Source organism: Xenorhabdus stockiae (genome assembly GCF_002632825.1).
In the GTDB taxonomy this organism is placed as follows: domain Bacteria; phylum Pseudomonadota; class Gammaproteobacteria; order Enterobacterales; family Enterobacteriaceae; genus Xenorhabdus; species Xenorhabdus stockiae.
This window is the reverse complement of the sequence record NZ_NJAJ01000026.1, coordinates 53,874-64,598: the sequence shown is the minus strand read 5'-3', so window position 1 is coordinate 64,598 and position 10,725 is coordinate 53,874. Positions and strand designations below refer to the sequence as shown.

General features: G+C 42.3%; 8 protein-coding genes and 1 other annotated feature. Of the genes, 3 read left to right on the top strand and 5 right to left on the bottom strand.

The features are described from left to right. Nucleotides 1-551: 551 nt before the first annotated feature. The 3 genes from clpB to rluD all read right to left on the bottom strand — a co-directional run bounded on the left by clpB (nt 552) and on the right by rluD (nt 4,967). Nucleotides 552-3,125 carry an ATP-dependent chaperone ClpB gene (gene clpB / locus Xsto_RS13900; protein ID WP_099125415.1) on the bottom strand — a complete coding sequence of 858 codons (2,574 nt, stop codon included), beginning with the start codon at nt 3,123-3,125 and terminating at the stop codon, nt 552-554. Between the two features lie 128 nt (nt 3,126-3,253). Further along, the gene (gene yfiH / locus Xsto_RS13895) at nt 3,254-3,985 is read right to left on the bottom strand and encodes a purine nucleoside phosphorylase YfiH (RefSeq protein WP_099125414.1); all 732 of its coding nucleotides are present in this window, start codon (nt 3,983-3,985) and stop codon (nt 3,254-3,256) included. Between the two features lie 4 nt (nt 3,986-3,989). After that, nucleotides 3,990-4,967, bottom strand: coding sequence for a 23S rRNA pseudouridine(1911/1915/1917) synthase RluD (gene rluD / locus Xsto_RS13890; RefSeq protein WP_099125413.1), 978 nt, complete (start codon nt 4,965-4,967; stop codon nt 3,990-3,992). Nucleotides 4,968-5,113: 146 nt separating this feature from the next. Between rluD and bamD the strand changes: the two genes are divergently transcribed. The 3 genes from bamD to pheA all read left to right on the top strand — a co-directional run bounded on the left by bamD (nt 5,114) and on the right by pheA (nt 8,135). Next, nucleotides 5,114-5,836, top strand: a complete 723-nt coding sequence (bamD, locus tag Xsto_RS13885) for an outer membrane protein assembly factor BamD (RefSeq protein ID WP_193756952.1) — start codon at nt 5,114-5,116, stop codon at nt 5,834-5,836. A 328-nt stretch (nt 5,837-6,164) separates the two neighbouring features. Continuing rightward, nucleotides 6,165-6,497: a ribosome-associated translation inhibitor RaiA gene (gene raiA, locus Xsto_RS13880; protein ID WP_099110738.1), complete on the top strand. Its 333-nt coding sequence runs from the start codon at nt 6,165-6,167 to the stop codon at nt 6,495-6,497. Nucleotides 6,498-6,643: 146 nt separating this feature from the next. Further along, nucleotides 6,644-6,767, top strand: a sequence feature (Phe leader region). Between the two features lie 213 nt (nt 6,768-6,980). Continuing rightward, a complete protein-coding gene (gene pheA / locus Xsto_RS13875; protein ID WP_099125412.1) occupies nt 6,981-8,135 on the top strand; it encodes a bifunctional chorismate mutase/prephenate dehydratase in 1,155 nt (384 codons plus the stop codon). Nucleotides 8,136-8,187: 52 nt separating this feature from the next. Here pheA and tyrA read toward each other — a convergent pair whose 3' ends face one another. Together tyrA and Xsto_RS13865 are read right to left on the bottom strand one after the other, a co-directional pair. Beyond that, nucleotides 8,188-9,309: a bifunctional chorismate mutase/prephenate dehydrogenase gene (gene tyrA / locus Xsto_RS13870; RefSeq protein WP_099125411.1), complete on the bottom strand. Its 1,122-nt coding sequence runs from the start codon at nt 9,307-9,309 to the stop codon at nt 8,188-8,190. 5 nt (nt 9,310-9,314) lie between these two features. Continuing rightward, nucleotides 9,315-10,409, bottom strand: coding sequence for a 3-deoxy-7-phosphoheptulonate synthase (locus Xsto_RS13865; protein ID WP_099110741.1), 1,095 nt, complete (start codon nt 10,407-10,409; stop codon nt 9,315-9,317). Nucleotides 10,410-10,725 lie beyond the last annotated feature (316 nt).

The following is a 10,725-nucleotide window of genomic DNA, read 5'->3' as shown; positions in this document are numbered from 1 at the left end:
ACTCTTCAATTAAAAGTGTTTGATGCTCAAAGAATCGTTACTGTTAGTTCGTAATGAATTAACTGTTTCAGTCACTCTTCAAGACTTTAATCTTTTTTTGCCTTTCGGCTGTCGATAGTGTCTTGCGAGTGCCCACACAGATTGTCTGATTAACTTGTTAAAGAGCATGGCAACCGAATCTTTCGTTCCGGGTTGCGAGGCTGCGTATCTTACGCTTTCCTCTCAGAGTGTCAAGCCTTTATTTTCGCGGCTTTCAACTCTTGTCATCTCGACTTGTTTGTGTGTTTGTCGTGACAACGGATGCGCATTATAGGGAGTTTTCCGACGCTGGCAACAACTATTTTAAAAAAAGATTTCAACCGAGCGATTATTAAACAAAAATAGCTTATCAGGCTTTTTTTTAATCTAAAAAACAGAAAAAGAGGTGGATTTTCCACCTCTTTTTTACCTTTATTATATCTTTTATATTGCCCTAGTGACATTTTCACTCGATAAGTGCCTATATAGATAGCTATCTATAAGTCCCCACTGAGTAGACTGGGCAAAAAACATCATTGTTTTGCAATAATGTGGTCGTTTTCCAGATCCAATGTCACTAACTTACCGGGAATCAGTACACCAGAAAGTATTTGTTGAGCCAATGGGTTTTCAATCTCTTGTTGGATAGCCCGTTTTAATGGGCGTGCTCCATATACAGGGTCAAAACCCGCTTCGCTCAGTTTCTCTAATGCCGGCGATGTCATGGTGACTTGATAGCCCCGTTCTTCCAGACGCTTATATAAACGCTGCAACTGAATACTCGTGATAGCTTTCAGATGTTCTTTTCCTAATGGATGGAATACCACGACCTCATCGATCCGGTTAATAAATTCAGGTCGGAAATGATGACCCACGATCTCCATCACCATATATTTCATTCCGGCATAGTCCAGTACGCCAAAACGTTCCTGAATCATGTCTGAACCGAGATTAGATGTCATAATTACGACAGTATTACGAAAATCAACCGTTCTTCCCTGACCGTCGGTCAAACGGCCATCATCCAATACTTGCAACAATATATTGAAAACATCCGGATGCGCTTTTTCAACTTCATCCAGCAAGATGACTGAATAAGGACGGCGACGTACCGCTTCTGTCAGATAACCACCTTCTTCATAGCCAATATATCCCGGAGGTGCGCCCACCAGCCTGGAAACCGAATGTTTTTCCATAAATTCAGACATGTCGATACGAACCATTGCATCGTCACTATCAAACAGGAAATTGGCTAATGCTTTACACAGCTCCGTTTTACCAACACCTGTCGGCCCTAAAAACATGAAAGAACCAATCGGACGATTTGGATCCGATAAACCAGCACGACTGCGGCGAATTGCGTTTGCTACTGCATCAACTGCCTCATTTTGTCCAATTACACGTTTATGTAATTCATGCTCCATACGCAATAGTTTATCTTTTTCGCTTTCCAGCATTCTGGATACTGGAATCCCTGTCCAGCGAGCAAGGATTTCAGCAATTTCAGCATCAGTCACTTTGTTACGCAGCAGTTTCATTGGGTGATTTTCTGCTGTTGTTGCTGCTGCTAGCTGTTTTTCCAGTTCTGGAATTTTCCCGTACTGGATTTCAGACATCCTAGCCAAGTCACCACCGCGACGGGCTTTTTCCAATTCTATACGAGCATTTTCTAATTCGGCTTTGATGTTTTGAGTACCGGTAAGCTCTGCTTTTTCTGCTTTCCACTCTTCTTCCAGTTCAGAATATTCGCGCTCTTTTTCCACCAGCTCTTCATTCAGCATATCAAGGCGCTTTTTACTCGCTTCATCCGATTCTTTTTTTAGCGCCTGCTGTTCGAGTTTTAATTGAATAATCCTGCGTTCTAGGCGATCCAACGCTTCTGGTTTTGAATCCATCTGCATACGCAGGCTGGCTCCGGCTTCGTCAATCAAGTCAATCGCTTTATCAGGTAACATGCGATCTGAAATATAACGATGAGATAATGTCGCCGCTGCCACAATTGCCGGATCAGTTATCTGAACATGGTGATGAAGTTCATAGCGTTCTTTAAGGCCGCGTAGAATAGCAATAGTATCCTCAACGGTAGGCTCAGCAACGTAAACTTTCTGGAAACGACGCTCCAGTGCCGCATCTTTCTCAATATACTGGCGATATTCATCTAAGGTCGTCGCACCAACACAGTGCAGCTCACCACGGGCTAGTGCTGGTTTTAGCATATTGCCGGCATCCATTGCACCATCTGCCTTACCGGCACCTACCATCGTATGTAATTCATCAATAAACAGAATGACCGAACCTTCCTGTTTGGAGAGATCATTCAAAACACCTTTCAGACGCTCTTCAAATTCTCCCCGATATTTAGCCCCCGCCAATAATGCGCCCATATCAAGGGACAGGACTCTTTTGTTTTTCAGCCCTTCAGGAACTTCACCATTAACAATCCGCTGTGCCAGCCCTTCGACGATAGCTGTTTTCCCAACGCCCGGCTCACCTATCAAAACGGGATTGTTCTTGGTTCGGCGTTGCAGTACCTGAATTGTCCGTCGAATTTCCTCATCACGCCCAATTACAGGGTCAAGTTTGCCTTGTTCGGCTCGTTCAGTGAGATCTATTGTGTACTTTTTTAGTGCCTGACGTTGGTCTTCAGCACTCTGATCATTTACTTTTTCACCACCGCGCATCATTTCTATTGCCTTAGTGATTTTATCTTTTGTTGCTCCCGCAGCTTTTAATATGTCACTTAACGTTCCACGTTCTTCCAGCGCTGCCAGAACAAAGAGTTCAGAAGAAATAAAGTTATCACCCGCTTTCTGAGCAAGTTTGTCACACAGGTTTAAATAACGCCCCAATTCATTGGATACCTGTACATCACCGCCACTTCCTTCTACTTTTGGTAGTCTGTCCAAAGCTAGGTTCAGTCGATCATGCAAGTTTCCTGTATCAATCCCGGCAGACATTAATAAAGGACGAACAGAACCACCCTCTTGGCTGAGCAATGCGCTCAACAAGTGGATAGGTTCGATGAATTGATTATCACGCCCTAATGCGAGGGATTGGGCGTCAGCGAGAGCAAGCTGGAATTTATTAGTAAGACGATCCAGACGCATAACACCTCCAATACTGGTCAGAATTTGCTACTGGAGATTAAATAAGGTCATTCCTTAAATATTCAAGGTTCTCTGAAAAGTTAATTGGAAACTTGCACTATGCACCAAAGACCACCCTGCGCGATAGATCACTTCAACCAGATTAAAGTTGCCATACGTCCGGTAACACCATCACGACGATAAGAAAAAAAAGTCTTTTCTTCTGAGACCGTGCAAGCCGCGCCTCCAAAAACACTTTTTATCCCAATAGACTTCAACTTTAATCTAGCCAGTAAATAGATATTTGCCAGAAATTTCATCCCATAAGGTGTAAAAGCCTGCTCCAGATTAGGATCTGTTGCCAGAAAGGCGTCCATAACCTCACGTCCGACTTCAAACTGTTCAGGGCCAATAGCGGGCCCCAGCCATACCTGAATCATATCGGGCCTTGTCGTAAATTGAGCCACCGTATTTTCCAACACACCGGCACATAATCCACGCCATCCCGCATGAGCTGCTGCGACTTCATCACCGTCGACGGAACAAAAAAGTACAGGCAGACAATCTGCTGTCATTACAGCACATACCTGCCCAACTTGATTAGTATAAACTGCATCAGCCTGATTATTTTCTACTGACTGCCCCTCTAGCCTGATAACCCGTGTTCCATGTACTTGTTCCAACCAAACAGGCTGCTGTGGCAATCGTGCATATTCCACCAACAGTTCACGGTTTCGCTCCACGTATAGAGGATCATCGCCAACGTGACTGCCTAAATTCAGACTCTCATAGGGAGGGAGACTCATCCCCCCCGCCCGGGTCGTACTACACGCGCCAACACCCTCAGGCTGTGGCCAGTCAGGAAAAATCAGTGGTGTCATTTAACTACCAATCCATTTCATCTTTAAAAATTTCGGCATCCGCTTTCATCACATCAATCAGCTTAACCATATCGTCAGGTAATGGCGCATGCCATTCCATCTCAATACCTGTGATTGGATGATAAAGACGCAGCATAGTTGCGTGCAACGCCTGGCGGTCAAAGTTGCGCATCACTTCGCGAAATTCCTCAGAAGCTCCTTTCAAAGGACGAGGACGACCACCGTAAAGCTGATCTCCAACCAATGGATGTTTAATATGTGACATATGCACGCGGATTTGGTGTGTCCTGCCCGTCTCCAGGCGTAAACGAAGGCGGGTATGCGCCCGGAAATGTTCCATAACCCGATAGTGAGTCACTGCCGGTTTACCCATTGGGTGAACTGCCATATGTGTCCGCTTTGTCGGATGGCGAGATATCGGTTCTTCTACGATCCCACCTGCTGTCATATGCCCCAGTGCAACTGCTTCATACTCACGGGTAATTTCACGCAATTGCAGGGATTCGACCAAACGAGTCTGCGCCGGAACTGTTTTTGCAACTACCATCAGGCCTGTCGTATCTTTATCAAGACGGTGAACAATACCTGCCCGGGGAACATCTGCAATCTCCGGATAACGATATAACAGAGCATTCAGTATCGTGCCATCTGGGTTTCCGGCGCCCGGGTGTACAACTAAATCACGTGGTTTATTAATAACCAGAATATCGTCATCTTCATAAACAACGTTCAGTTCTATATCCTGCGGTTCCCAACGGGCATCTTCTTCAATGATAGCATCAATAGAAATTTCTTCTCCGCCCAGTACTTTTTCCTTTGGCTTATTAATTAATTTGCCATTAACCTGAACTTTATCATTCAAAATCCACTCTTTTATACGTGAGCGGGAATAATCAGGGAACAATTCAGCCAAAGCTTGATCTAAACGCTGACCGAGCTGAGATTCAGCGACTGTCGTATTAAGTCGTATTTGTTGTGCCATATATAACTTCTATATTTTACGTTGAGTTTTGACGGCGAGGCCGTTTCATTTAAAATAGTGTGCTATTGTACTCTATCTTTCGCCGGGAGCTTCGCGGATAGTCTCCCAGAAAACAATCAGAGGGTAATCAACACGTGATGATTCGCATGAAATATCTGGTGGCAGCGACCACATTGAGCCTGGTTTTATCTGGGTGCTCCAGCAATAAAGAGGCTGTTCCTGATATCCCGCCATCTCAAATTTATTCAAACGGGCAGGAAAAACTGCAAGACGGTAACTATAAAGCGGCTATCAAGCAATTGGAATCCCTGGATAACCGTTATCCTTTCGGCCCCTATTCTCAGCAGGTTCAGCTGGATTTAATTTATGCTTATTATAAATCAGCAGAATTTCCTCTCGCTCTTGCATCTATTGAACGTTTCATGCGCCTGAACCCAACCCACCCGCATATTGACTATGTAATGTATATGCGTGGTCTGGTATTACAGGCTATGGATGATAACCTTCTGCAGGACTTTTTGGGCCTTGACCGCTCAGATCGTGATCCTGAAAATGCCCGTGCCGCATTCCGCGATTTCAGTCAATTGGTACGTTATTACCCTAACAGCCAGTATGTAGCCGATGCTTACAAACGTTTAGTCTTTCTGAAAGATCGTTTAGCTAAACATGAGCTTGCCGTTGTTCAATATTACACTAAACGTGGGGCTTACGTCGCGGTCGTCAACCGTACAGAGCAAATGCTACAGAATTATCCGGATACCCAATCAACCAGAGAAGCGCTGCCTTATATGGAAAAGGCATACAAAGCTCTGGGACTTGAAACCGAAGCACATAAAGTTGCGGCATTAATTGCTGCCAATCCAGCCTAGAATTTCGAAAGCACATTCTTTCAAAAGAACATCATAAAAATAGCAGCTATGTGGCTGCTATTTTTTTAGGGGAGAACATTATAACCGGACAGAAATCTATTTAAATTCCAGAATTATTTCTTAAGTTGATAATACCATAACTGATCGATAATGACGCATTACTTCTCTCTTAGCAACAAATATTGTCCATATATTCATCATTAATCACAATTTCGCTTATCCACGCCAGCATCCCCGAATAAAAGTGATTTAGATCATTCTTTTTCTCGAAAAGCGAGTTATGCTGAACCCATCAAAGACGGAGCAACAGAAATAAAGAGGTAACTATATGTTAGTAAACATAACCAGCAAACAAATGGAAATTACCCCCGCGATTCGTAGCCATGTGGAAGACCGTCTAAATAAGTTGAACAAATGGCAAGTCAATCTAATCAATCCACATATTGTACTTTCAAAAGAGCCACAAGGATTTTTGGTTGATGCCACGATTGGCACGCCAAATGCTACGCTGGTTGCAAGTGCCAAACATGAAGATATGTATGCTGCTATCAATGAATTGCTGATGAAATTAGAACGCCAACTTAATAAAGTTCAGCATAAAGGAGAAGCCCGCAGAGCAGAACATAGTGTGAAAGAATCCAATCTTAATCTGGAAATATAACCTGTTTTGTTTTCTCAACGCGCTCAATGGGCGCGTTTTATTGTTCTTTTATTCCTGTATCCCTTTTCCCCATCTATTGACATACCTCAGCAAATAGGTTAATTAAAGTACACTATTTGATTCTGCAAAAATTAAGATATAAATGACATGAATATTAAACTGTTTTTCTTCTTTTTCTTTTTTACCTTCCTATGAGGGAGTTTCTCGTTTTTAAAAGATAAAAAGAAGACGAACAAGAAAACCTCCCTACCAACGGGAGGTTTTTTTTTACAGACCATAATTTATATACACAATGGATTTCAAAATGCGTCACGGCGGCAAGAAAGAGAATCCCCGGGAGCATAGATAACTATGTGACTGGGGTGAGCGAGCGCAGCCAACAACGAGGCAACTTAAAAGACGAAGTGTATAGCCCCGCTAGATTACGGGCTGCAATTTGAAAGATACAAATTACTTTTATAATAAAAATATCAGGAATGTACTATGGAACGAGATTTAATTAACATTCGTAAAAAAATCAGCAGCATTGATGCTGATTTACTGGATTTACTAGCACAACGCCGGCAATTAGCCTGTGATGTCGCACAAACAAAACTTCATGATAATCGCCCGATACGGGATAAAAATCGGGAACGAGAATTACTGGATGTGTTAATTGATAAAGGTAGGTCTCGTGGATTGGATGGGTTTTACATTACCCGCCTGTTCCAAATGATCATTGAAGATTCAGTACTGACACAGCAAGCCCTTCTACAGCAACATCTGAACCAGACGCCTTATGATACGGCACGAATTGCCTTTCTTGGCCCAAAAGGCTCTTATTCTCACCTTGCAGCCCGTCAGTTTTCAGCACGACATTTCAATCAGTTAATTGAATGTAGCTGTCATAAATTCTCTGATATCTTTTCATTAGTGGAAATTGGTCAGGCTGATTACGGTATCCTGCCACTGGAAAACACCAGTTCCGGGGCAATAAATGATGTTTATGACCTATTGCAGCACACGCCATTATCTTTGGTAGGAGAAATTACTCTTCCGATCAATCACTGCTTATTGGTTAGCAAAGAGAGTGATATTTCTAAGATAAAAACAGTCTATAGTCACCCTCAGCCATTTCAGCAATGTAGCCAATATCTTAATCACTTCCCGCACTGGAATATCATCTATTGTGAAAGTACTGCCGTTGCCATGCAAAAGGTAACTGAGATAGATTCACCGGATGTGGCGGTATTAGGAAGTGAAGCCGGAGGCGTACTTTACGGACTAAAAGTTTTAGAAAATAATCTGGCAAACCAACAAAATAACAGTACCCGTTTTATTGTTGTCGCCCAGAAACCGATTGAAGTATCAGATCAGGTTCCGGCAAAAACGACTTTTATTATGTCCACGGGACAGCAGGCTGGTGCTCTGGTTGACGCACTCATTATCTTAAAAAAGCACAATATTATTATGAGTAAACTGGAATCACGCCCGATAAACGGTAAGCCATGGGAAGAGATGTTTTATATTGATGTTCAGGCCAATATCCGTTCTATGAAAATGCAACAGGCTCTTAAGGAATTGTCTGGAATCACCCACTTTTTGAAAATATTAGGATGTTATCCCTCAGAAAATGTCCCCTCGGTCGATCCATTCTGAATAGTAAACCGGATGGCAACATCCGGCTTTTCCTTCACAGCAACCGATTTGCTTATACCCGGTTATCATTGGCCTGCTGTAAGAGTGCCCGGCTTTCTTTCATAAATCGGTTTGCTTCATCACCAAACCATTCGCTCACTTGATTAAAGCTTGCAATAAATGCTTTTTTATCCTGATTCTCCAAAAGCGCCAAAGCCTGACCGAAGCTCTGATGATAACGACGAATCAGTTCGAGATTTTCAGGGCTGGACATAATAATATCTGCATACAATTGTGGATCCTGAGCAAATAATCGGCCAACCATAGCCAGTTCCAAACGATAAATGGGTGAAGACAACGATAACAGTTGCTGTAAGTCGATATCTTCTTTTAACAGATGCCGTCCATAAGAAAAAGTGGTGAAATGGCGTAGTGCCTGAATAAAACTCATATTTTTATCATGCTGATCTGCATCGATTTTATGTAGTCGAGCTCCCCAGACTGATATTTGTTCCAGAAACCACTGGTATGATTCGGACTGTCGGCCATCACAAAAAACAACCACTTGCTTAGCAAAACTTCCCACGTCCGGCCCAAACATTGGGTGTAAACCCAAAACAGGCCCTTTGTGTACATCAAGCATAGCCTGAAGTGGCTTTTGTTTGATAGAAGCCAAATCCACCAAAATGCACTCTTCAGGCAAAGGGGGTAAACGGTGGATAATATCTTCAGTTAAATGGATAGGTACGCTGATAATGACCATGCCAGCACCAGCTAAAATAGTTTCAGCTCGTTCCCAGTCATTCGCCTCAAGGATCCTGACTTCGTAATCTGATAAGGTCAATAACCGGTTAAATAACTGGCCCATTTTTCCAGAACCACCAACAATAACAATAGGCCCTATATCAGCATTGAGCTTTTTAAAGCCTTTATCATTTTCACTGGCATAAGACTCACGCATAATACGGCGCAGAATATCTTCAATTAAATCCGGAGAAATCCCCAGTATTTCTGCCTCCTGGCGGCGAGAAGCCAGCATACTGGCCTCCCTTTCGGGTGCATAAATCGGTAAACCAAGCTGACTCTTAACCTCACCGACTTCAGCAACCAAATCCATCCGTCTGGAAAGTAAATTCAGTAGAGCTTTGTCTACCTCATCAATTTTTTCCCGCAATTGCGATAATTCTGCTGCCATGTCAATTACCCTGCCTGTTTCATCGTTATGTTTCGTTTTGATAAATGTGGCTTGATTTGCTGATGTAATTTTCTTAATACCTGTTCCGTCGTTTCCCAGCTAATACAAGCATCAGTGACAGAAACACCATATTGCATTTCAGAACGGGTTAGCTCGGAAGACTGGTTTCCTTCATTAATATGACTTTCTAACATGACACCAATGATGGATTGATTCCCTTGCATAATTTGCTCAGCGACAGAATCCACAACAACACTTTGACGGCGAAAATCTTTATTAGAGTTACCATGACTACAATCAATCATCAGTGATGGAACTAAACCTGCCTTAACCATCTGATTTTCACAGTCACGCACATGCTTAGGACTATAATTAGGCTCCGCTCCACCACGTAATATTATATGGCCGTTTGGATTACCCCGGGTTTGCAGCAGGCACACCTGACCAGACTGATTTATCCCCATAAAGCGATGTGGCATTGAGGCAGCTTTCATCGCATTAATCGCAGTATTTAAATTACCATCCGTACCATTTTTAAAACCAACTGATACTGATAAGCCTGAAGCCATCTCACGGTGAGTCTGAGACTCAGTCGTTCTTGCTCCAATCGCTGACCAACTAAAAAGATCGCCCAAATATTGAGGGTTGTTAGGATCAAGTGCTTCATTTGCCAATGGCAACCCCATTTCTACCAGATTCAGTAATAAACGACGGGCAATATGTAATCCGCCATCCATATCAAACGACCCATCCATATAAGGATCACTGATCAAACCTTTCCAACCAACAGTAGTACGAGGTTTTTCGAAATAGACACGCATAACTATATACAGACAATCGCTCAGTTCGGCAGAAAGTGATTTCAGGCGTTGGGCATAATCAAGAGCAGCATCCACATCATGAATAGAACATGGGCCACATACCACCAACAAACGGGGATCATCATGATGGATGATATCTGCAATAGTATTACGCGCGTTTGTAATGGCATGCAAATCGCTGCTACTCAATGGATATTTTAGTTTCAGCTCTTCCGGTGTAATCAGAACCTGTTCATCGAGGATGTGAATGTTATTAAGCGCGTCTTTTTGCATGATCATTTTTCATACCTGCTTTATTTGTCTGTTTAAGTTTTTAGCGTCTGCCGGATAACATACCACGCTCCGTAAAGAATACAATCCGATTGTTTATATTTTTTTACGATAGTGTAAATTTAATTTTACACCAAATCCTCTTGGTAATTGATATTAATCAATGCATAAATAATTTACATATATTCTAATTATCAATAGAAATATATTAAACAACCTTAACGTAAATGACTTAATAATATATTTAACAATTAAACCTCTAATAGCAATATTTTATTAACCATTGATTAATTATTTATAAAAAAGTCAATTACCTTTAAAAATC